Below are 24,862 nucleotides of genomic sequence, written 5' to 3'. Positions count from 1 at the left end.
ATTAAGTGCGAATAGTAATATTTCGCAATTGTTACAAATACCTGTTTACCCTATATTCCGCCGCCTCAAATCCTTGGGGAGGGGAATTCAAATGTCGCGTCAACAACCACAAGTACCGGTCAGTTCACCACGTCTGCTCGCATCCGCCATCGGCATGGCGATTACTGCCGGCTCCGCGGGCCACATGGTTTTCGCGGCGGAAAAAACCGCCGAAAAAGCACCGGACAAAGTGATTTCGCTGGGCGCCACCGCCATCACCGGTGAAGCCCGGGACGAGACGACCTACAACGTTGAGAAGGCCTCCTCGCCCAAGTACACCGCGCCGCTGATCGACACGCCGCGCTCGGTGACCGTTGTTCCACAACAGGTCCTGAAGGACACCGGCTCGCTCAACCTGCAGGACGCGCTGCGCACTGTTCCGGGCATCACTTTCGGTGCCGGTGAAGGTGGCAACCCCCAGGGCGACCGTCCGTTCATCCGCGGCTTCGACGCCCAAGGCGACACTTACCTGGACGGCGTGCGCGATACCGGCTCCCAGAGCCGCGAGATCTTCGCCGTTGAATCGATCGAAGTCAGCAAAGGCCCGAACTCCGCATTCGGCGGCCGTGGTGCAGCCGGCGGCAGCATCAACCTGGTCAGCAAAAAGGCTCACCTGGGCGACTCCCTCGACGGTGGTTTCACCTGGGGCTCCGACCAGACCCAGCGCTACACCTTCGACGGCAACTACCAGTTCACCGACACTGCCGCTGGCCGTCTGAACCTGCTGAGCCACGAGAGCAACGTCGCCGGGCGTGACAGCGTCGATTACGACCGCTGGGGAGTGGCGCCGTCCCTGGCCTTCGGCCTGGGCACTGATACTCGCGTCAACCTCGACTACTACCACCTCGAGAGCAACGACACGCCGGACTCGGGCATTCCATACTCCATCCCGGCTGCAGGTTCCGCTGCACGTACCAAGGCCAACCCGGACAAGCCCAATGACGGTGGTGACAGCAGCAATTTCTACGGTCTGACCGACCGCGACTTTCGCAAGACCCGCACCGACACCGCGACCTTCGCCATCGAGCACGACCTGAGCGACGCACTGACCATCAAGAACACCCTGCGTCACGGCAGCAGCATGCAGGATTACATCCTGACCCAGCCGGACGACAGTAAAGGCAACGTCAACAACGGTAGCGTCTGGCGCCGCGCGAACACCCGCGTGAGCAACACCGAGACCACGACCAACCAGACCGACCTGTTTGGTGATGTCTACATCGCCGGGTTCAAGAACAGCTTCTCCACCGGTGTCGAATACACCCACGAGGAAGCTGAAAAGTCCTCGTACAACGTCAACACGGACACCACTCCGGGAACGGCAGCGGTGACCACCAACTGCTCGCCGGCACTGATCGGCGCGCCAAGCGGCTTCAACTGCACCTCGCTGTCCAACCCGACCCCGAATGATCCGTGGAGCGGTGCCATCTCACGCAACTATGCCGGCACCGACACCAAGGCCAATACCTATGCGCTGTATCTGTTCGACACCCTGACGTTGTCCGAGCAGTGGCTGGTGAACATGGGCCTGCGTTACGACCATTTCGATACCGAATACAAGACCTTCAACGGTTCCAGCGTGACCACGTCCAAGGGCGATGACACCAGTGAATTCGTCACCGGTCAGTTCGGTGTGGTGTACAAACCGGCGGAAAACGGCAGCATCTATGCCTCCTACGCGACGTCTGCCACTCCGCCGGGCAATACCGTTGGCGAAGGTTCGGAGGGCAACCCGCTGGGTGGCACGCCGGATCGAAACGGCAACCTGCTCAAAAGCGACATGGAGCCGGAAACCACCAAGAACTACGAAATCGGTACCAAGTGGGATCTGTTGAACAATCGCCTGTCCCTGACCGCCGATATCTTCCGCACCGAGAAAGACAACGCTCGTGTGCAGACCAACACCACCACCTTCGAAAACGTCGGCAAAACCCGCGTTCAAGGTGTCGAACTGTCGGCCAGCGGCAAGCTCACCGACAAATGGCAAGTCTTCGCCGGCTACGCCTACATGGACAGCGAGCAAGTCGATGGCGGTGACCTGCCGGCCAACAAAGCCAACAACGGCAACGAACTGCCTAACACGCCGAAAAACAGCGCCAGCCTGTGGACGACCTATCAGGTCACGCCAAGGCTGACCATCGGTGGCGGTGCGTTCTATGTCGATGACGTGTTCGGCAACGTAGCCAACACCACCATGGTTGATTCCTATGTTCGTTACGACGCGATGGCTGCCTACAAGCTGAGCAAAAACGTCGACCTGCAACTGAACGTGCAGAACCTGACCGACGAAACCTATTACGACAAGGCGTTCTCGACTCACTTCGCCAACCAGGCGGCCGGTCGTACTGCCTTGCTGAGCACCAACTTCCACTTCTGATTGCCACTCACACTGCAATCCCTGTGGGAGCGAGCTTGCTCGCGATGACGTCGCCACATTCAACATTTATGTTGGCAGACACACCGCTATCGCGAGCAAGCTCGCTCCCACAGAAGAGGGTGAAGGCTGAAATCGGACCTGGCCCCGTTCATCCATATGAACGGGGTCTTTGTGCGTAAAAAAGAATGCGTCTCGACAACCCCACGGCATAATGCGCGCCGTGATGAATCAATTTGAACGAACAAGGCGAGCGACGTGTTGAAGAAAACCCTGTTCCAGTTGCACTGGTTTTTCGGCATCAGCGCCGGGCTGGTCCTGGCCCTGATGGGCATCACCGGGGCGACGGTGTCGTTTCAGGATGAAATCCTGAGCACACTCAACCCTTCTGTGTTGCAGGTCGAGAAACAGGTCGCCGGTGTGCTGCCACCCGCCGAACTGGTAGAGCACATCGAAGCCGCGTCGGGCAAAAAAGTCTCGATGCTCACCGTGGAAACCGACAGCGGCAACGCCGCCAAAGTGTGGTTCACCCCACCACCGGGTGAACGCCGTGGCGAGATGCGCTACTTCGATCCGTACACCGCCGAGCTCCTGGGCGACGCTACCGGCCAGGGCTTCTTCGGCCTGATGCTGCAACTGCACCGCTTCCTCGCCATGGGCGACACAGGTCGGCAAATCACCGGTGCGTGCACGTTGATTCTGGTGTTCTTCTGTCTTTCCGGGCTGTACCTGCGCTGGCCTCGCCAGTGGAAAAGCTGGCGCGCCTGGCTGACCCTGGACTGGAAGAAAAAGGGTCGCAGCTTCAACTGGGACCTGCATTCGGTGGCTGGCACCTGGTGCCTGGTGTTTTACCTCCTGACGGCACTAACCGGGCTGTCCTGGTCCTACGAGTGGTACAACAAGGGCCTGACCCGATTGCTCTCCGACTCACCGCAGAGCGAACGCGTGCGCGGCGGCCGCGGCCCTGCGCCGAGCGGTCCGCCACCGACGGCCGATTTCGCGGCCATGTGGAGCAGCATCTACAGCGCGGCCGGCCCGCAACTCAGTTCTTATAATGTGCGCATGCCGCCAGTGGCCGGCCAACCAGCGACCGTTTTCTTCCTGCTGAAAACCTCGCCTCACGACCGCGCCCTGAACCAGATCACCCTCGATCCGGCCACCGGCGTGGTCAAGCGCGTTGATCGCTACAGCGACAAGAGCCTCAAGGCGCAACTGCTGACCAGCATCTATGCGCTGCATGTCGGCAGTTACTTCGGCATCGTCGGGCGCATCCTCCTGACCCTCACCGCGCTGAGCATGCCGCTGTTCTTCGTCACCGGCTGGATGCTGTACCTGGATCGTCGGCGCAAAAAACGCCAGGTCAAAGATGCACGCCAAGGCCTTGTACAACCAAGCAGCGATGCACCGGCATGGCTGATCGGTTTCGCCAGCCAGAGCGGATTCGCCGAGCAACTGGCCTGGCAGACCGCCGGGCAATTGCAGGCCGCGGGGCTACCGGTGAAGGTGCAGCCGCTGGCGGACGTCAGCGAGCAGGACTTGCATGAATCGAACCATGCCTTGTTCGTGGTCAGCACCTTCGGCGACGGCGAAGCACCGGACAGCGCCAGGGGGTTCGAGCGCAAGATACTGGGCCGGACACCGAGCCTGGGAAGCCTGAATTACGCCGTCCTTGGACTGGGCGACCGGCAGTATCAACACTTCTGCGGTTTCGCCAAACGCCTGCACAGCTGGTTGGGCGAACATGGCGCAAAGACCCTGTTCGCCCCGGTGGAGGTCGACAGCGGTGACCCTTACGCTTTGCGTCACTGGCAACAGCAATTGGGCCTGTTGACCGGCCAGGCCCCCGTGGATACCTGGCAGGCGCCCAGCTACGACAACTGGACCCTGCTGCGTCGTGAACTGCTCAACCCGGACAGCAGTGGTGCGCCGGTGTACTTGTTGGGCCTCAAGCCTCCTTCCACCAGCAGTTGGCTGGCGGGCGACCTGGTGGAAGTGATGCCGCGCAATTGCCCTTGGGCTATCGAGCACTTCCTCGACGGCATGGGGATTCACGGTGGAACCAGGGTGCAACTCAACGGCCTGGAAGAAACCCTCGAACAGGCCCTGGCCAGCCGTCAGTTGCCGGAGAACCGCGTCCACCTGGTCGGCCTGCACGCGCAAGCGCTGGCAGAGGCCCTCGTGCCGTTGGCCATGCGCGAGTATTCCATTGCGTCGATCCCGGCCGATGGCGTGCTGGAATTGATCGTGCGCCAGGAGGTGCATGCCGACGGCAACCTCGGCGTCGGCTCCGGCTGGTTGACCGAACACGCGCCTGTAGGCAGCTCCATCAGCCTGCGCGTGCGGCGCAACAGTGGTTTCCATTTGCCGGCGCAGCCGGTGCCGATGATCCTGCTGGGCAATGGCACGGGGCTGGCCGGGTTGCGCAGCCTGCTCAAGGCGCGGATTGCCGACGGTCAACAACGTCACTGGCTGTTGTTTGGCGAGCGCCATCGCGAGCACGACTACCTGTGCCAAAAGGAGCTGGAGGAGTGGCTGATCAATGGTGATCTGGCGCGCCTGGACCTGGCGTTTTCCCGCGACCAGGCCGAAAAGATTTACGTACAGGACCGCCTGCGTGAATCGGCAGACGAGCTCAAGAAGTGGCTGGCGGACGGTGCGGTGATCTACATCTGCGGCAGCCTTCAAGGCATGGCTTCGGGCGTGGACCAGGTGCTCGACGAGGTGCTGGGCGCCGCCGAAGTGGAGCGCCTGATCGAACAGGGCCGCTACCGCCGCGACGTGTACTGATTAACTGATTAACTGATTTCCCTGTAGGAGCGAGCTTGCTCGCGATGGTCGTCAACGATGACGCGTTCATACAGGATGAGCGCGTTATCCTCAGGTTCATCGTCGGAACGCCGCCCGGAGCAAGCTCGCTCCTACAGGGCCCCAGAATCATTCAAACCGGTTGTAACTTCTGTTCGAATACAGACACCCCGTCCAGATCCCGCAACACCACGCTCAACTCCCCCGTTTGCCCATCGATATTCACCTCGCCAAAAAACTGAAACCCGGCAAACGGCGAGACGTTCTGCGCGGGCGACGCCTTCTCGAACACCGCTTCAGGACCAAAGGTTTTATCCAGCGGGTTCGGCCCGAAGCTACCCGCATTCAAAGGCCCGGCAACGAACTCCCAGAACGGTTCGAAATCCTGGAACGCCGCCCGATCCGGGTGGTAATGATGGGCCGCGCAGTAGTGCACATCCGCGGTCAGGAACAGGAAGTTGCGCACCTGCTGCCTGCGCAGAAAACCCAGCAGTTCGGCGATTTCCAGTTCGCGGCCCTGGGCCGGACCGGGGTCACCGTTGGCCACCGCTTCCCATCGGGTGACACCGGGGCTGACCTCGCCGTCGGGCACGCCGAGGCCGATGGGCATGTCGGCGGCGATCACTTTCCATTGCGCGTTCGAGGCCTGCAGTTCGCGCTTGAGCCAGTCCAGTTGCTCACGACCGAGAAACGGTTTTTCAGTGCCCAGATTGTCATCGTTGGCCCCGCGATAGCTGCGCATGTCCAGCACGAACACGTCGAGCAGCGGACCGTAACCGAGCTTGCGATAGATCCGCCCGCCGCCATCGGCGCTCTGCAAACGCATCGGCGCGTATTCGAGCCAGGCCTGGCGTGCACGATCCACCAGGCTGTGGATATCCTTGCTTTGGTAACGCGCATCCAACTGCTTGCCCGGCGACCAGTTGTTCACCACTTCGTGGTCGTCCCACTGCCAGATCTGCGGGACCTCGGCATTGAAGCGACGGAGGTTTTCGTCCATCAGGTTGTAACGGTAATTGCCGCGATACTCATCGAGGGTCTCGGCGACTTTGCTCTTGGCCTCGGTGGTGATGTTGCGCCACACCCGGCCGCCCTCTGTGGTGAGCTGCGCCGGTATCGGGCTGTCTGCGTAAATAGTGTCGCCGCTGTGGATAAAAAAGTCCGGCAGGCGCCGGCGCATCGCCTCGTAGATGCGCATGCCGCCAATGTCCGGGTTGATGCCGAAACCCTGGCCGACGGTGTCGCCACTCCAGACAAAACGAAGGTCGCGCCGGGTCTGTGGCACGCTGCGCAAGTGACCGAACCAGGGCTCGCTGGCCACGCCACTCTGGGCGTCTTCAAACTGCACACGGTAGAAAATCGCCTGGCCGGCAGGCAGCCCGGTGAGTTCGACCCTGGCAGTGAAGTCGGTGCGCGCATCGGCCAGGGGCGAGACGAAGCGCCTGGGGTTGGGAAACAGGCTGCGGGTGTCCCACTCCACCACCATGCGTGCAGGGCGGTCGCAGCGACTCCAGATGATCGCCCTGTCGCCCGACAGGTCGCCGGATTGCACGCCGTCGGTGAGTTGCGGCCGATCCTTGACCGAAGCGATCACCACCGGCGCCAGCCCCGGCAACAACAGCCCGGCGCCGACCGCTTGCATGACACGGCGGCGCCCGAGGTTGAAATCGCTCATGGTGTTCTCCCTGAAAAAGGAAAAACTAAAGCATGGCTGGATGAAATCGAGGTGACAGAGAAAAGATCGCAGCCTGCGGCAGCTCCTACAGGTGTTCACAATCTGCCAGTGTAGGAGCTGCCGAAGGCTGCGATCTTTTGACCTACGCCTTGGCCGGTTCCAGTGCCAACTCCATCGCCTCCGGCTGTTTCACCAGCGCATACACCACCGCCGTCAACAGACTCCCCGCCACAATCGCCAACAAATAAAGCAGCGCATGGTTGATCGCATTCGGGATCGCCAGCACGAACAACCCACCGTGGGGCGCCATCAGTTTGCAGCCGAAATACATCGACAGCGCACCGGTCAACGCACCGCCGGCGATGCTCGCCGGAATCACCCGCAGCGGGTCTTTCGCCGCAAACGGAATCGCCCCTTCGGAGATGAAGCACAGCCCCAGCACCAGTGCTGCCTTGCCGGCTTCGCGCTCAGTCTGCGCAAACTTGCGCCGCGCAATGAACGTGGCGATGCCCAGGCCGATCGGCGGCACCATGCCCGCGGCCATGGTCGCCGCCATCGGCGCGTAGCTCTGCGACGCCAGCAAGCCCACCGAGAACGCATAGGCCGCCTTGTTGATCGGCCCGCCGAGGTCGACGCACATCATGCCGCCCAGCAATACACCCAGCAGAATCGCGTTGGTGGTGCCCATGCTGTCGAGGAAATGGGTGAGCCCGGCGAGCATGCCGGCGACCGGCTTGCCGACCACATAGATCATCACCAGGCCGGTGAACAGACTCGCCAGCAACGGAATGATCAGGATCGGCTTCAGCGCCTCAAGACTTTGCGGCAATCGCGCATAACGGTTGATCGCCTTGGCCGCATAACCGGCCAGAAAACCGGCAATGATCCCGCCGATGAAGCCTGCGCCCAGGGTGCTCGCCAGCAGACCACCGATCATCCCCGGCGCGAGGCCCGGACGGTCAGCGATGGAATAGGCGATATAGCCTGCCAGCAGCGGCACCATCAGCTTGAACGCGGTGTCGCCACCGATCTGCATCAACGCCGCCGCCAGCGTGCCCTGCTCCTTGAATGCGGTGATGCCAAATACGAACGACAGGGCGATCATCAAGCCGCCGGCCACCACCATCGGCAACATGAATGACACACCGGTCAGCAGGTGTTTATAAGCGCCGGTTTTCTCTGATTTGGCTGGGCCCTTGGCGCTGCTCGAAGCGCTTTCCTGCTGGCCTTCGGCCAAGGCCTTTTTCAAGGTCGCCTCGGCTTGCTTGAGAGCGATCCCGGTGCCACAGCGATAGATTTTCTTGCCGGCAAAGCGCTCGGTGGCGACTTCGATATCAGCCGCCAGCAGCACCACATCGGCCTCGGCGATCGCTTGCGCGCTCAATGGATTGCGCGCGCCGACCGAGCCCTGGGTTTCCACTTGCAGGTCATAGCCCAAGCGCTTGGCCGCTTGCTGCAAGGCTTCGGCGGCCATGAACGTGTGAGCGACACCCGTCGGGCACGCGGTGACGGCCACCAGTCGCGGCGTGTTTTGAGCCACCGTCACAGGTTCGACGACGGCTTCGTCAGCGGTGTAAACCTGAGCATCCTGCGCACCGCGCCGCAACACGGCTTCCACGTCTTGCAGGGCCTGGGCCGGGGTACTCTGGAACAGCCGCTTGCCGACAAACCGCGACATGTCCACCGGCGCGCTGGTCACCAGCAATACCCACTCGGCCGCGTCGAGGGTGGCCGCCGACAGTTGTTTTTCAGGATGCGCGGCATCGGTGATTTCGACACTGGTGCTCCAGCCCTGACGCTGAGCCGCGGCATCGAGCAACCGGGCACACAGCACACTGGTGACCATGCCGTTCGGGCAGGCCGTAATGATGGCTAACTTCATGACAAACCCTCTTATTGTTCTGTCAGGGGACGCACGCGCACACCCTGTTCGAGCTGCGCCAGTTGCGCTGCATCGCCAATGCCGAAACCGATCTGGGTCACTGCCATCGCGGCAATCGCCGTGGCGGTGCGCAAGGTCTGCTCCGGCGTATCGGCACTTAGCAAACCGTGGAGCATCCCCGCCAGCAATGAATCGCCCGCGCCCACCGTACTGGCGACGCTGACCTTGGGCGGAGTGGCATGCAGTGCCGAGCCGACGCTGAACCAGTTCACGCCCTCGGCACCATGGGAAATCACCACATGCTCGATGCCCTGGGCGTGCAAACGCTCCGCCGCTATGGCCTGGGCACTGACCGACACCACCTCGCAGTCCAGCACCTCGGCCAGCTCTTCAGTGTTGGGCTTGACGAGCCAGGGTCCCGCTTTCAGCGCGGCACGCAACGCATCGCCGCTGGTGTCGAGGGCGACGCGCAGACCCAGGCTTTTCAATCGCTGGATCAACGCCTGCAACCACTGCGCGCTAACGCCCAGGGGCAAACTTCCGGCGACAACCACCGCATCGTGCCCCGGGGCAATCTGCTCCAGTCGCTCCATCAACGCCTGTTGTGCCGCCTCGCTGACCTGCGGCCCCGGCCCGTTGATGTCGGTGATGCGCCCGTCGCTTTCGGCCAGTTTGATGTTGCTGCGGGTCTCGCCTGGAACGCGGATGAAGGCGTCGACAAAACCGCGCCTGGCGAACAGCGTTTCGAACGCTTGCAGGTTGTCTTCGCCGAGAAAGCCACTGACGGTCAACTGATGCCCGAGGTCGGCCAGCACTTGCGCAACGTTCACGCCTTTGCCAGCGGCGTGGGTGTGCATCACTTCACTGCGGTTGACCTGGCCGGCTTCAAGACGCGGCAACTGGACGGTCAGGTCCAGCGCCGGGTTGAGGGTCAGGGTGAGAATCCGGGCCATTACAGGGCCTCCACTAATGCGCGCACTTCATTGGCGCTGCCCACGGCCAGGGCCTGTCGGGCAAGGGTTTGAGTCTGAGTGAAGCCCAGTTCGCGAATCCGCGCCTTGACTTCGGCAATGCTGCGAGCGCCGACGCTGAGTTCGTCCACACCAAGGCCGACCAGCACCGGCACCGCCAGCGGGTCAGCCGCCAGCTCGCCGCACACACCGACCCATTTGCCGTGAGCATGGGCCGCGCGCACGGTGATGTCGATCAGTTGCAGCACCGCCGGGTGCAAGCCATCGGCCTGGGCGGAAAGCGTCGGATGGCCACGGTCGATGGCCAGGGTGTACTGCGTCAGGTCGTTGGTACCGACGCTGAAAAAGTCGACCTCTTTGGCCAGCACCGGCGCCAGCAACGCCGCCGACGGCACTTCGATCATGATCCCCAGTTGCAGGTCGGCGACCGGGATTTCCTGACGCAGGCGTTCGGTCATGTCGCGGGCCTGGCGCCACTCGTCCACGCTGCCCACCATCGGGAACATGATCCGCAGCGGCCGGTTGTCGGCCGCCCGCAGCAAGGCGCGCAATTGCGCTTCCATGATCTGTGGGCGCTGCAAGGTCAGGCGAATACCGCGCACGCCGAGGAAGGGGTTTTCTTCCTTCGCAATCGGCCAGTACGGCAGCGGTTTGTCACCACCGACGTCGAGGGTGCGCACCACCAGCGGTCGCCCGGCCAGGCCGTCGAGGACACGGCGGTACTCGGCTTCCTGGGTCGCTTCGTCGGGCGCTTGCGGATGGGCCATGAAAATCAGCTCCGTGCGCAACAGGCCAATGCCTTCGGCGCCCTGCTCCACCGCGCCGGTCACACCAGCGCTTTCACCAATGTTGGCGAACACTTCTACGGCGTGGCCATCGCTGGTCAGCGCGGGTTCATGACGCCGTTCAGCGGCAGCCTTCAAGCGTTGCTCGCGGGAATCGCGTTCGGTCGTGGCGCGCTGCAAGGTCGCTGCGTCAGCGTTCACATGCAGACGCCCACGCTGGCCATCGAGCAGCAATGGCGTACCCGCTGCCAGCAGCAACACGCCGGGGCCGGCGCCGACCAGTGCCGGAATGCCCAGGGCCCGGGCAACAATCGCACTGTGAGCCGTTGCACCACCACGAGCGGTGAGAATCCCGGCCACGCGAGCCGGATCCAGACGCGCGACGTCGGACGGGCCAACCTCGTCCATCACCAGAATGTACGGCTGATCCGGTTCGCTCGGGGTTTCGATGCCACTGAGCTGCATCAGCACCCGACGCCCGATGTCACGCAAGTCGGCTGCGCGCTCGGCGAGCAAGGCATCCTGCAAGGCCTCCTGCTGCCGGGCCGCCGCTTCAATCACCGCCATCCACGCTGCCTCGGCGCTTTCGCCCTGCTTGAGGCGCGCATCGACCTCATCGGTCAGTTCCGGGTCGTCGAGCATCTCTTGGTGGGTGATGAAGATTTCGCGAATGGCCTTGCTTTTACTGCGCTCGATCAAGCCCTGAATGTCACGGCGTACCTGCGCCAGGGCTTGCTGGAGACGCTCACGCTCGATGCCGGCGGACTCGCCGCGCAACGGGTACTCGATGGTTTGCAACACTTGAATATGCGCCGGGCCAATGGCAATCCCCGGGGCGGCGGCAATCGCCTGGACCACGCTGCCTGACACCGGGGCGAGGATCACTTCGGCCATCTCGGCAACGACTTCGCGTGCCTGGCTTACTGGCGGCAGCGGTTCGACCTCCTCTCCGAGCCCCTCTTCGATGGCCGCCAACAGGGCGGGCAACGCGTCTGCCGCAATGCCCGGTTCGGCAATGATTTCCAGAACCTGCCCCCGACGGGCGCCGAGGCTGAGCAACTTGCTCAAGCTCTTTACCGACACCGCGCTGTCGTGACCATCGACAATGCGCACACGGATGTCACCTTCAAAACTCTTTGCCAGTTGCGCGAGGATTTTCGCCGGCCGCGCATGCAAACCGTGGGCGTTGGCCAAGGCAATTCGCGCGCTGGGCCAGTCGGCGGGCACTTCACCACCGAGCACTTCGAGGACTTTGCGGCTGCTGGTGGCGCGCCCCAATTCATGGCCACGCCCTTCGATCAACAACGCGCACAGGCGTTCGAGCAGCGCTTGATGGGCCTCACCGAGGCTGGCCAGGCAGAACAGTCCATTGAGCGGCTGGCCGAGATAGCGCAGCGGTTTGTCCGGGGTAACGAAGGCCAGGCCCGGGCGCTTCACCGTCTGCTCGCTGTGCAGCCACCACAGGCCATCGCCCAGGGGCAGCGCTTCAACCTGCTGCAGCACGGCGGAGAAACCGTTGCTCACGCAGTCGGCCTGCCGCAACAGACGTGCGCCGCGCCAGACCAGCTCTTCGAAATCTTCGGCCGCCACACCCAGGCCGATCATCTGTGCATCCAGCGCCAGTTCTTGCGGCGCGCCTTGCAACAACTTCAGCAAGGCGTCGGCGGAGCCGGCGCGACGCAGGGCCTGGCCCAGGTCAGTTTCGCCGAGGGCGCGGGTGAGCAATTGCAACAGGCGCAAATGTTCATCGGATTTGGCGGCGATACCGATCGCCAGGTAAACGATATGACCGTCGCCCCAGTCCACGCCGTCAGGGAACTGCATCAGGCGCACACCGGTGGTGAACACCAGCTCGCGGGTTTCAGGCGTACCGTGGGGGATGGCAATACCTTGACCGAGAAAGGTCGAGCCCTGGGCTTCCCGCGCCTGCAGACCGGCGAGATAGCCCTCGGCAACCAGGCCGTCGGCGACCAGATGTCGGGCCAGCAATTGCAGCGCTGCGGACTTGTCCACGGCCGACTGGCCCATGGAAATCTGCTCTACAGTGAGCTCGAGCATGCTTTCTCCTTTTTGGCGCCTTGGGGCACCAGGTATTGTTTTGAATGAGTCAGCTCAGGCGCTTGGTCATCGCTTTGGGCGGTTTCATGGCAGAACCGGTCAAAGACGCCTATAACGTAGAAAATACGCTTGCTGAAACGTTTAATCTAGATTGGATGGCACGTTACTCGATATTGGCCCATCCTTGAAGCCCAACTTGTCGGATGCGTTGCGACAGTGGTCGCCTGCCTTAATCGGTTAGGATTGACGAAAATGTCGAGGCAATCTCGAAAAAACAAGGAAACAGCGGGTTGAAACTCAGTGATATCGCCCAGTTGGCCGGTGTGTCCGTCACCACCGCCAGCTATGTCATCAATGGCAAGGCCGAACAACAGCGCATCAGCAGCGCCACCGTCGAACGCGTGCGCGCGGTCGTGGAACTGCATGGCTTCACGCCTAACCCACAGGCCGCCGGCTTGCGCAGCCGACACACGCGCACATTGGGCTTCATTCTGCCGGATCTGGAAAACCCCAGTTACGCGCGAATCGCCAAATTGCTGGAGCAAGGTGCGCGAACCAGGGGCTATCAGTTGCTGATCGCCAGTTCCGACGATGCACCGGACAGTGAACGGCAATTGCTGCAACTGTTCCGCGCCCGGCGCTGCGACGCACTGATCGTTGCCAGTTGCCTGCCGACCGGCGACGACAGCTATCGCCAGTTGCAGGCCAAGGGCATTCCGATCATCGCCATCGACCGGGTCATGGAGCCCGAGCATTTCTGTTCGGTGATCAGCGACGATCGCGAGGCCAGCCTGCAACTGACCCGCAGCCTGCTGGAGCCGCTGCCCAGGCAGATCGCGCTGATCGGCGCCCGCCCGGAACTGAGTATCAGCCGGGAACGTGCCGCTGGTTTCAAAGAGGCCCTCGTCGGGTTCAACGGCGAAGTGCTGATCGAAGAAGGCGAATCCTTCAGCCGCGAGTGCGGCAAACAATTGATGGACGAGTTGCTGCAGCGCCTGGGCCATTTGCCCGATGCCCTGGTGACCACCTCCTACGTGCTGCTTCAGGGGGTGTTCGATGCGCTGCACGACTTCCCGCTGAGAAACCGCCCGCTGCGCCTCGGCACATTCGGCGATACCCAGTTGCTGGACTTCCTGCCACTGCCGGTCAACGCCATGGCCCAGCAACATCAGCTGATCGCCGACAAGGTCCTCGCGCTGGCCCTGGCAGCCATCGAGCAATCGGATTACCAGCCCGGCGTGCAAGCCATCCCGCGCACGTTCAAGCAGCGCATTCTTCAGGACTGAACCGTGGAGCTGATCGACACCCACACCCATCTGGATTTTCCGGACTTCGACGCCGACCGTCAGGCGCTGCTGGCCGAAAGCCGTGCTCTCGGGGTGCGGCGGATCGTGGTGCTGGGAGTTTACCAGGCCAATTGGCAGCGGGTCTGGGAGCTGGTGCAAAGTGATCCCGACCTGTACGCCGCGTTCGGATTGCACCCAGTGTATCTGGACGACCATCGACCGCAACACCTGAGCGAACTCGGCGACAGGCTGACTCGATTGGCCGGCCATCGGCAACTGTGTGCAGTGGGCGAGATCGGCCTGGACTACTTCATCGAAACCCTGGACCGCGATCGCCAGCAGACGTTGTTCGAGGCGCAATTACAGCTGGCGGTGGATTTCAATCTTCCGGCATTGATCCATGTGCGGCGCAGCCATGCGGCGGTGATTGCCACGCTCAAACGGTTTCGCCCGAAACGGGCCGGCATCATCCACGCCTTCGCCGGCAGTCTGGAAGAGGCCCGCGAATACATCAAGCTCGGTTTCAAGCTCGGCCTTGGTGGCGCCCCGACCTGGCCGCAGGCGCGGCGCATGCACCGCGTGCTGGCCGAGTTACCGCTGGATTCGGTGGTGCTGGAAACCGACTCGCCAGACATGCCGCCTGCCATGTTCCCCGGCCAGCGCAACAGCCCGGCACACTTGCCGGCGATCTGCGCGGCACTCGCGCAATGGATGGCGATCAGCCCGCAACAACTGGCGGCCGCCAGCACCGCCAACAGTTGCGAAGTGTTCGGCTGGTAATCAGTCGGCGTGAGCCTTGGCGGCTTCCAGGACCAGCGTAAGATGCTGGCGCTGGCGAAAATAACGGACCACCGCGAAATACACGAATATGGCGATCAGCGAAGTATTCAGCTGTTCGATGACGCTGAGCATCCCCAACCACTCCATCACCAACGCCACCAGCAAGGCGGTGCAGACCATCATCCGCAGGCTGGCGCGCAACAACGAAAAGGAGTCGAGCGACTTGAAGCGCCTGAGCTGTTCCGGACAACATAACTGAACGCGTTTCTGACAGTGAGTACAGGTAAACGCTTCATTGATCGCGATGGCATTGAGTTGCCAGGGTTGAAGCCGCAATGTGCGCTGACAATGCGCACAGCGTCCCTGGATCCCTATTGTTGCAGCAGACATAACCGAACTCCTCCATGAAGTAAGCCGCGTAACTCTTCCTTGATTGACATCCAAAATCCAGCGCACGGAGGGAATCAGGAGAACTCCCACTCGTAAAGGGAAAAAGTATTACGAAACACTCTTACAATACACCAAACCTTGTAGGATCGCCGCACCGCCGCTCCTACAGAGTGCCCTGGAGTTTTTCAGACCCTGAATGCACTGATCAACTGTTTCAGCTCCACGACCTGGGCCGACAACGCCCGGCTGGCATCTTCGGTCTGATGAGCACCTTCAGCGGTACGCTCGCCGGCGCGGTTGATCTCGACGATGTTCTGGTCGATGTCGTGGGCTACGGCGGTTTGCTGCTCCACGGCGGCGGCAATCTGCTGGTTCTGGTCGACGATCATGCCGACCGCGCCCAGGATGTTTTCCAGCGCCCGCTGGACCTTCTCCGACTGCCCCACCGTGCCGTTGGCCATTTCATGGCTGGTGCCCATGGCCTTGACCGCCGCGCCGACACCGCCATGGAGCCTGGCGATCATCTGCTCGATTTCTTCGGTCGATTGCTGGGTTCGTTTGGCCAGGGTCCGGACTTCATCGGCTACCACGGCGAAACCACGGCCCTGCTCACCGGCCCGTGCGGCCTCGATGGCGGCGTTGAGCGCCAGCAGATTGGTCTGCTCGGCGATGCTCTTGATCACTTCGAGCACGCGGCTGATGGACTGGCTGTCGTTGGCCAGTTGATTGATCACCAGCACCGATTGATCGATCTCGCTGGCCAGCGCGGCAATGCTGCCTTGCTGCGACTCCACCAGACCACGACCACTGATGGTCTCATCGTTGACACTGTGGGCACTGCTCACCGCCGCCGCGGCACTGCGCGCCACCTCCTGGGAAGTGGCCGACATCTGGTTCATGGCCGTGGCCACTTGTTCAATCTGCGTGCGCTGCCCGGCAACGGCCTGGTTGCTTTGCGCGGAAACATTTTCCACTTGCCCGGCCTGACGCTCTACTTCGCTGACGGTCTGCCCCACCCGCTCGATCAGGTCATGGATTTTCTTCACGGTGCCGTTGAACACCTCGCCCAGCTCCCCCAGCTCATCGCGGCTATGGGCGCTGAAGGTCACGGTCATGTCGCCGGCCGCCACCTTGTCCATCACCACCCCCAGGCGCTTGAGCGTGGTGCGGGTCGAGACATAGAAGGCGCCGTAGAGATAAAAGATCAATACAAATACGACCGACAGCGCCACGGCCTGCAAGACCATGTGCGTGCGGTTCTGGTCCAGACGTTGCTGCAACTGCGGGCCTAGATACTTCAGGGTCGACTCGTTGAGTTGGTAGGTCTGGTCCATCAGGGCGCTGACCTGATCGTAAAAGCCCTGCCACGGCGCGTCGAGGGTGTCGGCCATGATCACTTGCTCTTCGAACAGCTCGCTGGCTTTCTTCAAGGATGCCCGGCTGCTGTCGGCCTGAGCGGCCAAGGTATCGCGTGCGGCTTTGCTGGAACCCAGGGCATCCTGCAGTTTCAGGCCATACTCGGCCTGGAGCTTTTCAATCTGCGCCAGCAATTCATCGAAACGGGTACTCGAAGCCGAGTTGATGAAACCCTGCCCCAAAGAATAGGAGCCCATTGCCCGACCTTCGCCCAGGAGCTGGGTGACCCGTGGTGTCACAAGGGTAATGAGCTCGCTCAACTGACGCATGTCGCTCTGGTTGTCGCGACTCAGGCCCGACTGGCTGGTGATGAGCTGGCTGAAAATCTGCGCGCTGCCGACCAGCTTGCCGATCAAGGCACTTTTGCTTTGCAGGGAGTTTTCCGTTTGCTGGGCCTTGAACGCGACGATCATTTCATCGCGTTTGCCGTCAAACACCGCGACCTGCTCCGGGTCGCTGGTCATCGCCGTCAGCCCTTGCAGGCGAGTCAGGATATTCTGCTCAAGGGCGCTGATTTTCGATTCGACATTGCCGGCCTTGCCGGACTGGCCGAGGCTGACATTGATCTGCACCAGGTTATTCAGGGTTTCCAGATCGCGCCGCAGCGTCAGGCTGCTGCCCAACAGGTCGAGACTTTGCAGTTCGATGCGCGTGCCCTGGAACTCGCGGTAGGAGTCACGTACCAGATAGAAGTTGGTCACCAGCATCGGCACCAGGAACAGTACGCTGATCAGGCTGAACTTCATGCCGAAGCTCAGGCGGTTCATCAGTGCGACAGCGGGATAGAGCAAGCTCTTCACTGGATGTCTCCCTTCAATTTCTTATTTTTTTTATTGGCGGGCGCAGACAGAGGGCAGATAGCCACTATTCGGCGCTATCTCTGTATAACTTAAATCGGCAGGAGGTTTTGTAACTTAAGGTTAACGACAGGGCAAAGCACTGCGGACAAGTGATCGCCCTGTGGCGAGGTGCAGGACTAATGCAGGACCGTCCACAACGCAAACCCGGCATACCAGAGTGCTGCGGCACGCAGCAGCAGTTCCCAGATGCGGTCCAGGTTGTTGATACCTTCTGCGCCGGCCACCGGTGCTGGAATTTCACCGGCCACCAGCCCGACTTTAACAATCAGTTGCGCGGCGCTGATGTTCCAGTTCAGCAGCTCATGCAGCATGACCCGGCTGACCGCGACAAAATTGCCGACCAATGCCAGGCTCGCCGCCAGCAGACGCACCGGCACCCAGTCGAAGGCGTGACGCAGTTGCCCGGCGCGCTCGACCACCGCCGGGTTTTTCCCGTGCTCTTCGGCCAGCGCCAGCAACCGATAGCTCAGCGCCGCGACCGGTCCCAGCAGGAAGTACCAAAAAATCACCGCGAAAAAACTATGGTAGGCCTCCCACAGCAAATGCCCTTCGACCTGTTCCAGCAGTTGCTCGCCATTGTCGGCGCAAATATCCAGATCGCGCTTGGCGACATGGTCCGCCGCTTGCAGGTCCTCCCGACGCCAGGCATCGCGGAACGGCCCGAGATCGCCCAGCAGATCACCGCGCCCCAGGCTGTAGATCACCACCAGCAAATGAATCGGCAACGCCAGCAACCCGTAGGCCACCGGCTCGATGACGACCAGCAGCAAACCCAGCAACGCCACCGGCAACAAGACCAGTACCACCAACACCATCCAGGGTCGGCCAGAAAGTCGCGGGCTGGCCTCAAGCTTGTTCAGCTCCTGTGTCCAGCCACTGTCACGCTGAACCCGATGACGCAAGGCCGAGAACTTCTCGATCCACACCGCCAACAGCAACACCAGAAAACTCATCGTCCTTCCTCTTGTGCCAGGGCGGCACGATAGCGTGCCCAGTCGAACGCCGGCCCTGGATCGGTTTTGCGCCCCGGTGCAATGTCGCTGTGCCCGCAGATGCGCTCTGTGGTGATTGCCGTGAACGCTTGCTGCAACTGGCGGGTCAGGGCTGTCAACGCGCTGTATTGCGCGTCAGTGAACGGTAGATCATCCGTGCCTTCCAGTTCGATGCCCACGGAAAAATCGTTACAGGTTTCCCGCCCCTCGAAGCTCGAAACACCCGCATGCCACGCACGCTCGAGGCATGAAACGAACTGGGTGACGGTACCGTCACGCTCGATCAGAAAGTGCGCGGACACCCGCAAATCCGCGATCCCTTCAAAATAGGGATGTTCGGTGACATCCAGACGATTCTGGAAAAACTCCTGCACCTTGCCGGTGGCGAACTGCGCCGGAGGCAGGCTGATGTTGTGGATCACCAGCAGGGAAATTTCGCCTGTGGGGCGCGCATTGAAGTTGGGTGAGGGGCAGACACGCACACCTTGAAACCAACCGCTCGCGGGGTCCAACTGCATACCGACTCCTTCGACGTCGACTGTGTTGGCACAGTATGCCGTGATAATCCCCCCGGGCGCGATCACTTGCCGCGATTGAGGCGCTGGAGGTTGCCGGTCTCAAACTGGCGTTTGTTTGCAATCGATGGCCAACGCCGACAACGACAGGATTCGACCAAATGCAGGCGCAAGCACCCATGTAACGCGCTGATGCCTTGGGTTGGTCGCTGCCATGGCCCTATAATCGAGCCACTTTGTTTGTGGAGTCCATTATGCCGAATCTACGTCTCGCCGATCTGACCGCCGAAATCGAAGCCAACGTGCGCCGTGCGTTGCGTGAAGACATCGGCAGCGGCGACATCACCGCGCAGTTGATCCCGGCCGAACGCCTGGCCAAAGCCACCATCATTACCCGCGACGCGGCCGTCATCAGCGGCACCGCCTGGGTGGATACCGTGTTTCGGCAACTGGATCCACGGGTGGCGGTGCATTGGCAGGTTGCCGACGGTGAGCGGGTGACGCCCAATCAGGTGCTGTTCCACCTCGAAGGCCCGGCGCGCTCGCTGCTGACCGGCGAACGCAGCGCCCTGAACTTCCTGCAACTGCTCTCCGGCGTGGCGACCCGTGCGCAGTACCTGGCGGACTTCGTGGCCGAGACTCAGGTCAAGCTGCTCGACACCCGCAAAACGCTGCCGGGGCTGCGCCTGGCGCAAAAATACGCCGTGACCTGCGGCGGTTGCCATAACCACCGCATCGGCCTCTACGACGCCTTCCTGATCAAGGAAAACCACATCGCCGCCAGCGGCGGCATCGCGCAGGCCATCGCCGCCGCGCACAAGATCGCCCCGGGAAAACCGGTCGAGATTGAAGTGGAAAGCCTGGGTGAACTGAAAGAAGCACTGGCGGCCGGTGCCGACATCATCATGCTCGACGAACTGAGCCTGGACGACATGCGCGAAGCCGTGCGCCTGAATGCCGGCAAGGCCAAACTGGAGGCCAGCGGCGGGATCAACGAAAGTACGTTGCTGCCGATTGCACAGACCGGGGTGGATTACATTTCGATCGGTGCGATGACCAAGGATGTGAAGGCGGTCGATCTGTCGATGCGCTTGAGTCTCTGATCCCACATGTGAATTGCCAAAACTGTAGGAGCGAGCTTGCTCGCGATGGTCGTTAACGATAGCGCGTGTTTACTGGTTAAACGTGGCGCTCTCAGGTGCATCGCGAGCAAGCTCGCTCCTACATGATTGTCAGACCACCAGATTGTTCATCTCGCAGTACTCTTCCCATTCGACGCCCAACACCTCGGCCGCCTCCTTGTGCAGCGCCATACGCGCCGCCTCGAACTCTTCCGGAGTCGTCGTGTACTTGAGGCTCAATTCCCACGGCTGCAAGCCCTGGGCTTCCGCCTCGTCCTCGAAAGCCCATTGAATCTGGTCTTTCTGATCATCCGGACTCAGGTCCTTGATCTCTTCCATCAGATCCGGCACATCCAGCATGTACTTTTTCAGAGCTTTTTCGTGCCTGGCTTCTTGGGTCAATTCTTTTATTGTCATGGTGTTCTCGTTGATCTGGGGAATGGAAGATGGATCTGGATCATCAAGGATCTCTCTGACGCAAAAAAACCGTATGAAGCTCGGTTTGTCTGGCCTTCAGAACCATTCGGGATCATCTGAAAACAAGTCTTGCTGGTGCCCGAGACAGGAATCGAACCTGCGACCTTCGCGTTACGAGTGCGCTGCTCTACCGGCTGAGCTACACGGGCGGTGGGCTAAACCTAGCACTGACTTCAGGGGCAGGCAACTTCCAGAACGTCTCAATTTTCTGCAGACAAAAAAATACCCCGCAGCTTTCACTGCGGGGCACTTTCTACAACGTTGAAGCGGTCAGGCGTGAGGCGCGATTAAACGCCCGAAGCCTTGGCTGCTGCCACGTCTTTGATGGACAGCTTGATACGGCCGCGGTTGTCCACGTCCAGTACCAGTACTTCCACTTCCTGGCCTTCCTTCAGGATGTCGGTCACTTTCTCGACGCGAGCATCGCTCAGCATGGAGATGTGAACCAGACCGTCCTTGCCTGGCAGGATGTTGACGAATGCGCCGAAGTCGACGATGCGCTCAACCTTGCCGACGTAGATCTTGCCGATTTCGGCTTCAGCGGTGATGCCCAGAACGCGCTGACGAGCAGCTTCTGCCGCTTCCTTGGTTTCGCCGAAGATCTTGATCGAACCGTCGTCTTCGATGTCGATCGAAGCCTTGGTCTCTTCACAGATCGCACGAATGGTCGCGCCGCCTTTACCGATGACATCACGGATTTTGTCGGTGTCGATTTTCATCGCGATCATGGTCGGAGCGTTGGCCGACAGTTCGGTACGCGACTGGCCGATGATCTGGTTCATCTGGCCGAGGATGTTCAGGCGCGCTTCCAGGGCTTGGCCCAGAGCGATTTCCATGATCTCTTCGGTGATGCCCTTGATCTTGATGTCCATCTGCAGCGCGGTGACGCCTTTGGCGGTACCGGCTACCTTGAAGTCCATGTCGCCCAGGTGGTCTTCGTCACCCAGGATGTCGGTCAGGACGGCGAATTTCTCGCCTTCCTTGACCAGACCCATGGCGATACCGGCAACCGGCGCCTTCATCGGCACACCAGCGTCCATCAGGGCCAGGGAAGCGCCACAAACGGAAGCCATCGAGCTCGAACCGTTGGATTCGGTGATTTCCGAAACCACACGGATGGTGTACGGGAACACATCAGCGGCAGGCAGCATGGCCGAAACCGAACGACGGGCCAGACGGCCGTGACCGATTTCGCGACGACCAGCGCCACCCATGCGACCACACTCGCCTACCGAGAACGGAGGGAAGTTGTAGTGCAGCATGAACGGGTCTTTCTTCTCGCCTTCCAGGGTGTCCAGCAGCTGTGCATCACGGGCAGTGCCCAGAGTTGCGACTACCAGAGCCTGGGTTTCGCCACGGGTGAACAGTGCCGAACCGTGGGTTTTTGGTAGAACACCGACTTCGATGTTCAGCGGACGTACGGTCTTGGTGTCGCGGCCGTCGATACGTGGCTTGCCGTTAACGATGTTTTCGCGAACGGTGCGGTATTCGATTTCGCCGAAAGCGGCTTTGACTTCGCTGGCAGAAGGCTGGCCTTCTTCACCGGACAGCTTGGCAACGACCTGATCCTTCAACTCACCCAGGCGAGCGTAACGGTCGGCCTTGACGGTGATGGTGTAGGCCTGGGAGATCGCTTCGCCGAACTCGGCACGGATAGCGCCCAGCAGTTCGGTGGCTTCTGGCGCAGGAGCCCAGGTCCAGGTTGGCTTGGCAGCTTCGGCAGCCAGTTCTTTAACAGCGTTGATCACAACCTGGAACTCGTCGTGAGCAAACAGTACCGCGCCCAGCATCTGGTCTTCGGTCAGCTCTTTGGCTTCCGATTCAACCATCAGCACAGCGTCCGAAGTACCGGCAACGACCATGTCCAGGCTCGAAGCTGCCTGTTGCTCGTAAGTCGGGTTCAGCAGGTAGCCGGTGCTTTCGTGGAAGGCAACGCGGGCAGCGCCGATCGGGCCATCGAAAGGAATGCCGGAGATGGCCAGTGCAGCCGAGGTACCGATCATCGCAGCGATGTCCGGATCGGTCTTCTTGCTGGTGGAAACGACGGTGCAGACAACCTGCACTTCGTTCATGAAGCCTTCCGGGAACAGCGGACGGATCGGACGGTCGATCAGTCGGGAAGTCAGGGTTTCTTTCTCGGAAGGACGGCCTTCGCGCTTGAAGAAACCGCCAGGGATCTTACCGGCAGCGTAAGTCTTTTCCTGGTAGTGAACAGACAGAGGGAAGAAGCCCTTGCCCGGATCGGCTTGCTTGGCACCGACTACGGTCACCAATACGCTGACGTCGTCGTCAACGGTGACCAATACTGCGCCGGAGGCCTGACGGGCGATACGGCCAGTCTCGAGGGTAACGGTCGACTGACCGAACTGGAATTTTTTGATTACCGGGTTCACGGTGTCCTACCTTCTTTGTGGCTCTTGGGGGAACTGGTTTCTTGCGAAATTCTTGGGCAACGCCGGGAATCGGCCCGACCGGTTGTCCGGGGTGTATTCACACAGGTAAAGCGGCAAAGCAGACATCCAGATAAAACTTGAGGCTGGAAGCCTGCCATGCGCTGGCGGGAAACCCGCTGACGCACGACAGACAACCAACCTCTAGCGCAATCGCTTATTAGCGACGCAGACCCAGGCGAGCGATCAGAGCGCTGTAACGGCTCACGTCCTTGCCTTTCAGGTAGTCCAGCAGCTTACGACGCTGGTTAACCATGCGGATCAGACCACGACGGGAGTGGTGGTCTTTACCGTTGGCCTTGAAGTGACCTTGCAGTTTGTTGATGTTGGCGGTCAGCAGTGCAACTTGCACTTCTGGCGAACCAGTGTCGCCAACAGCTTGCTGGTAGTCAGCAACGATTTGAGCTTTTTCTTGAACGTCGAGAGCCATGAGGCAATCCTTTTATCAGGAAACTGTTTCAGAAACAGTTTCAACAGGCCAGGGACAAATCCCTGTATCTATAAATGAGTAGTGACCGTGCCTGTTGACAGCCACCCTCGCCAGCCTGCTGTTACACAGACTGGTTTCGGTCATTCTGACCGAATCAAACGACGCGGCGCGATGCGCCCGTCTTCGCTCACTTCACCGATACCGATGAAGCGACCATTGTGATCCTGTACCCGCACCATGCCGAACTTCGGAGCATCCGGGGCACGTACCGGCTGGCCATTGAGCCAGTAGAACGCGCTCGCTTCCGAGAACTGCAACAGTGGCCAATCCAGCAGGCCGCTGTCCGATGGCATCAGGAAGCGATCGACCGCTTCGTTGCCGCCTTCGGCATGTACCGCTTCCAGCTCTTCCAGGGTAACCGTCTGCGCCAGGGTGAATGGCCCGGCCTGGGTACGTCGCAACTCTGCAACGTAAGCGCCACAACCGAGTTGCTCACCGATATCCTCCACCAGGGTGCGGATATAGGTGCCTTTAGTGCAATCCACCGCCAGCCGCGCAGTATCACCTTCGAAGGCCAGCAATTCCAAGCGCGTAATAGTAACAGAACGCGGTTCGCGCTCCACTACTTCGCCTGCACGCGCCAGCTTGTACAGCGGCTGGCCATCGCGCTTGAGTGCCGAGTACATCGGCGGTATCTGACTGATTTGCCCACGAAATTTCGGCAGTACGGCTTCGATGTCGGAGCGACCAACGGTCACTGGGCGCTCCTGCAAAACCTCACCTTCGGCATCCGCCGTGGTGGTGGTCTTGCCCAGTTGCGCTAGGGTTTCGTAACCCTTGTCGGAATCGAGCAAGTATTGCGAGAACTTGGTGGCCTCGCCGAAGCATAGCGGCAACACACCGGTGGCCAAGGGATCGAGACTGCCGGTGTGCCCGGCCTTCTCGGCATTGAGCAACCAGCGAACCTTCTGCAAGGCCGCGTTGGAGGTGAACCCCAGCGGCTTGTCGAGCAGGATGATGCCGCTGACGTTACGACGGATACGTTTGACCTGAGCCACCGATTACTCCTTGGTGTCTTCGGCTTCTGCCGCAACCGGATGCTGATTGTCCTCAGCCACTGCACGCTCGATCAATGCCGACAGATGCGCACCACGCACGACGCTTTCGTCGTAGTGGAAGTGCAGCTGTGGAACGCTACGCAGCTTCATTTCGCGAGCCAGCTGCATGCGCAGGAAACCGGCGGCGGAGTTCAACACCTTGATGCTTTGTGCGATTTCCTCGGCGCTGTCCTGCCCCATCACGGTGATGAAAATCTTCGCATGACCGACGTCACGGCTGACTTCCACAGCGGTAATGGTGACCAGGCCGACGCGCGGGTCTTTGACTTCACGACGGATCAGTTGTGCCAGCTCGCGCTGCATCTGATCGCCGATACGTTGGGTACGGCTATATTCTTTTGCCATGTCTTGTTACCTGTAACTGCCCCACGGTGAAACCCGTGTGGTCTGAAAGCGGCAAACGCCCGGCCTGACAGAAGCCAGACCGGGCGTTGCGTT

19 protein-coding genes and 1 tRNA gene are annotated in these 24,862 nt (G+C 60.9%); 6 read left to right on the top strand and 14 right to left on the bottom strand.

Translation table 11 applies throughout. The features are described from left to right. Positions 1 to 91 precede the first annotated feature (91 nt). A complete protein-coding gene (locus KGA81_RS12825) occupies positions 92 to 2,416 on the top strand; it encodes a TonB-dependent receptor (RefSeq protein ID WP_223546257.1) in 2,325 nt (774 codons plus the stop codon). Positions 2,417 to 2,671: 255 nt separating this feature from the next. Further along, on the top strand, positions 2,672 to 5,200 hold the full coding sequence (locus KGA81_RS12820; RefSeq protein WP_223546255.1) for a PepSY domain-containing protein: 2,529 nt from the start codon (positions 2,672 to 2,674) through the stop codon (positions 5,198 to 5,200). Positions 5,201 to 5,351: 151 nt separating this feature from the next. Here the strand turns inward: KGA81_RS12820 and KGA81_RS12815 are convergent, their stop codons facing one another. The 4 genes from KGA81_RS12815 to ptsP form a co-directional block, all read right to left on the bottom strand. Continuing rightward, positions 5,352 to 6,893 (bottom strand): alkaline phosphatase D family protein, encoded by a 1,542-nt coding sequence (locus KGA81_RS12815; protein WP_223546253.1) that lies wholly within the window; start codon positions 6,891 to 6,893, stop codon positions 5,352 to 5,354. Between the two features lie 142 nt (positions 6,894 to 7,035). Next, positions 7,036 to 8,775 carry a PTS fructose-like transporter subunit IIB gene (locus KGA81_RS12810; RefSeq protein WP_223546252.1) on the bottom strand — a complete coding sequence of 580 codons (1,740 nt, stop codon included), beginning with the start codon at positions 8,773 to 8,775 and terminating at the stop codon, positions 7,036 to 7,038. An 11-nt stretch (positions 8,776 to 8,786) separates the two neighbouring features. Beyond that, on the bottom strand, positions 8,787 to 9,728 hold the full coding sequence (gene pfkB / locus KGA81_RS12805; protein WP_223546250.1) for a 1-phosphofructokinase: 942 nt from the start codon (positions 9,726 to 9,728) through the stop codon (positions 8,787 to 8,789). Further along, entirely contained in the window at positions 9,728 to 12,589 is a 2,862-nt protein-coding gene (gene ptsP, locus KGA81_RS12800; RefSeq protein WP_223546249.1) for a phosphoenolpyruvate--protein phosphotransferase, read from the bottom strand. The genes pfkB and ptsP overlap by 1 nt, the downstream gene beginning before the upstream one ends. Positions 12,590 to 12,633: 44 nt before the next feature. On the opposite strand from ptsP, the gene KGA81_RS12795 reads away from it, so the two are divergent. The 3 genes from KGA81_RS12795 to KGA81_RS12785 all read left to right on the top strand — a co-directional run bounded on the left by KGA81_RS12795 (position 12,634) and on the right by KGA81_RS12785 (position 14,655). Continuing rightward, positions 12,634 to 12,777, top strand: coding sequence for a hypothetical protein (locus KGA81_RS12795; protein WP_223546247.1), 144 nt, complete (start codon positions 12,634 to 12,636; stop codon positions 12,775 to 12,777). 102 nt (positions 12,778 to 12,879) lie between these two features. Beyond that, entirely contained in the window at positions 12,880 to 13,875 is a 996-nt protein-coding gene (gene cra / locus KGA81_RS12790; protein ID WP_223546245.1) for a catabolite repressor/activator, read from the top strand. 3 nt (positions 13,876 to 13,878) lie between these two features. Next, complete coding sequence (locus KGA81_RS12785; RefSeq protein WP_223546243.1) at positions 13,879 to 14,655, top strand: TatD family hydrolase; 777 nt, start codon at positions 13,879 to 13,881, stop codon at positions 14,653 to 14,655. Here the strand turns inward: KGA81_RS12785 and KGA81_RS12780 are convergent, their stop codons facing one another. The 4 genes from KGA81_RS12780 to ampD all read right to left on the bottom strand — a co-directional run bounded on the left by KGA81_RS12780 (position 14,656) and on the right by ampD (position 18,831). After that, a complete protein-coding gene (locus KGA81_RS12780) occupies positions 14,656 to 15,045 on the bottom strand; it encodes a hypothetical protein (RefSeq protein ID WP_223546241.1) in 390 nt (129 codons plus the stop codon). 185 nt (positions 15,046 to 15,230) lie between these two features. Continuing rightward, entirely contained in the window at positions 15,231 to 15,935 is a 705-nt protein-coding gene (locus KGA81_RS30215; RefSeq protein WP_371920781.1) for a methyl-accepting chemotaxis protein, read from the bottom strand. A 1,502-nt stretch (positions 15,936 to 17,437) separates the two neighbouring features. Then, positions 17,438 to 18,274, bottom strand: a complete 837-nt coding sequence (gene ampE / locus KGA81_RS12770) for a regulatory signaling modulator protein AmpE (RefSeq protein WP_223546238.1) — start codon at positions 18,272 to 18,274, stop codon at positions 17,438 to 17,440. Further along, on the bottom strand, positions 18,271 to 18,831 hold the full coding sequence (gene ampD / locus KGA81_RS12765) for a 1,6-anhydro-N-acetylmuramyl-L-alanine amidase AmpD (RefSeq protein WP_223546236.1): 561 nt from the start codon (positions 18,829 to 18,831) through the stop codon (positions 18,271 to 18,273). Before ampD ends, ampE begins: the two co-directional genes overlap by 4 nt. A 251-nt stretch (positions 18,832 to 19,082) precedes the next feature. Here ampD and nadC point away from each other — a divergent pair, with 251 nt between their 5' ends. Continuing rightward, on the top strand, positions 19,083 to 19,931 hold the full coding sequence (gene nadC, locus KGA81_RS12760) for a carboxylating nicotinate-nucleotide diphosphorylase (protein WP_223546234.1): 849 nt from the start codon (positions 19,083 to 19,085) through the stop codon (positions 19,929 to 19,931). Positions 19,932 to 20,060: 129 nt separating this feature from the next. On the opposite strand, the gene KGA81_RS12755 is transcribed toward nadC, so the two are convergent. From KGA81_RS12755 to rbfA, 6 genes are all read right to left on the bottom strand, one after another. Then, positions 20,061 to 20,366, bottom strand: coding sequence for a DUF6388 family protein (locus KGA81_RS12755; protein ID WP_223546226.1), 306 nt, complete (start codon positions 20,364 to 20,366; stop codon positions 20,061 to 20,063). 133 nt (positions 20,367 to 20,499) lie between these two features. Continuing rightward, positions 20,500 to 20,575 (bottom strand) — tRNA-Thr (locus tag KGA81_RS12750). A gap of 138 nt (positions 20,576 to 20,713) precedes the next feature. Beyond that, positions 20,714 to 22,819 (bottom strand): polyribonucleotide nucleotidyltransferase, encoded by a 2,106-nt coding sequence (gene pnp / locus KGA81_RS12745; RefSeq protein WP_108218144.1) that lies wholly within the window; start codon positions 22,817 to 22,819, stop codon positions 20,714 to 20,716. Between the two features lie 217 nt (positions 22,820 to 23,036). Further along, positions 23,037 to 23,306, bottom strand: a complete 270-nt coding sequence (rpsO, locus tag KGA81_RS12740) for a 30S ribosomal protein S15 (RefSeq protein WP_011332409.1) — start codon at positions 23,304 to 23,306, stop codon at positions 23,037 to 23,039. A 140-nt stretch (positions 23,307 to 23,446) separates the two neighbouring features. Next, the gene (truB, locus tag KGA81_RS12735) at positions 23,447 to 24,364 is read right to left on the bottom strand and encodes a tRNA pseudouridine(55) synthase TruB (protein ID WP_223546224.1); all 918 of its coding nucleotides are present in this window, start codon (positions 24,362 to 24,364) and stop codon (positions 23,447 to 23,449) included. A 3-nt stretch (positions 24,365 to 24,367) separates the two neighbouring features. Next, positions 24,368 to 24,769 carry a 30S ribosome-binding factor RbfA gene (rbfA, locus tag KGA81_RS12730; protein ID WP_007973108.1) on the bottom strand — a complete coding sequence of 134 codons (402 nt, stop codon included), beginning with the start codon at positions 24,767 to 24,769 and terminating at the stop codon, positions 24,368 to 24,370. Between the last annotated feature and the right edge of the window lie 93 nt (positions 24,770 to 24,862).

This window comes from Pseudomonas sp. A-B-19, assembly GCF_019947515.1.
In the GTDB taxonomy this organism is placed as follows: domain Bacteria; phylum Pseudomonadota; class Gammaproteobacteria; order Pseudomonadales; family Pseudomonadaceae; genus Aquipseudomonas.
The sequence above is the reverse complement of the archived record's forward strand: the minus strand, read 5'-3'. Positions and strand labels throughout refer to the sequence as shown.

What these genes read in the sequence shown, in the direction of transcription:
- ampD (WP_223546236.1), bottom strand. Translation starts at nt 18,831, where the DNA reads ATGCAGTTGGACCCCGCGAGCGGTTGGTTTCAAGGTGTGCGTGTCTGC.
- rbfA (WP_007973108.1), bottom strand. Translation starts at nt 24,769, where the DNA reads ATGGCAAAAGAATATAGCCGTACCCAACGTATCGGCGATCAGATGCAG.
- KGA81_RS12810 (WP_223546252.1), bottom strand. Translation starts at nt 8,775, where the DNA reads ATGAAGTTAGCCATCATTACGGCCTGCCCGAACGGCATGGTCACCAGT.
- nadC (WP_223546234.1), top strand. Translation starts at nt 19,083, where the DNA reads ATGCCGAATCTACGTCTCGCCGATCTGACCGCCGAAATCGAAGCCAAC.
- KGA81_RS12755 (WP_223546226.1), bottom strand. Translation starts at nt 20,366, where the DNA reads ATGACAATAAAAGAATTGACCCAAGAAGCCAGGCACGAAAAAGCTCTG.
- KGA81_RS12795 (WP_223546247.1), top strand. Translation starts at nt 12,634, where the DNA reads ATGAGTCAGCTCAGGCGCTTGGTCATCGCTTTGGGCGGTTTCATGGCA.
- rpsO (WP_011332409.1), bottom strand. Translation starts at nt 23,306, where the DNA reads ATGGCTCTCGACGTTCAAGAAAAAGCTCAAATCGTTGCTGACTACCAG.
- pfkB (WP_223546250.1), bottom strand. Translation starts at nt 9,728, where the DNA reads ATGGCCCGGATTCTCACCCTGACCCTCAACCCGGCGCTGGACCTGACC.
- KGA81_RS12780 (WP_223546241.1), bottom strand. Translation starts at nt 15,045, where the DNA reads ATGTCTGCTGCAACAATAGGGATCCAGGGACGCTGTGCGCATTGTCAG.
- KGA81_RS12825 (WP_223546257.1), top strand. Translation starts at nt 92, where the DNA reads ATGTCGCGTCAACAACCACAAGTACCGGTCAGTTCACCACGTCTGCTC.
- KGA81_RS12815 (WP_223546253.1), bottom strand. Translation starts at nt 6,893, where the DNA reads ATGAGCGATTTCAACCTCGGGCGCCGCCGTGTCATGCAAGCGGTCGGC.
- ptsP (WP_223546249.1), bottom strand. Translation starts at nt 12,589, where the DNA reads ATGCTCGAGCTCACTGTAGAGCAGATTTCCATGGGCCAGTCGGCCGTG.
- KGA81_RS30215 (WP_371920781.1), bottom strand. Translation starts at nt 15,935, where the DNA reads ATGTCGGCCACTTCCCAGGAGGTGGCGCGCAGTGCCGCGGCGGCGGTG.
- ampE (WP_223546238.1), bottom strand. Translation starts at nt 18,274, where the DNA reads ATGAGTTTTCTGGTGTTGCTGTTGGCGGTGTGGATCGAGAAGTTCTCG.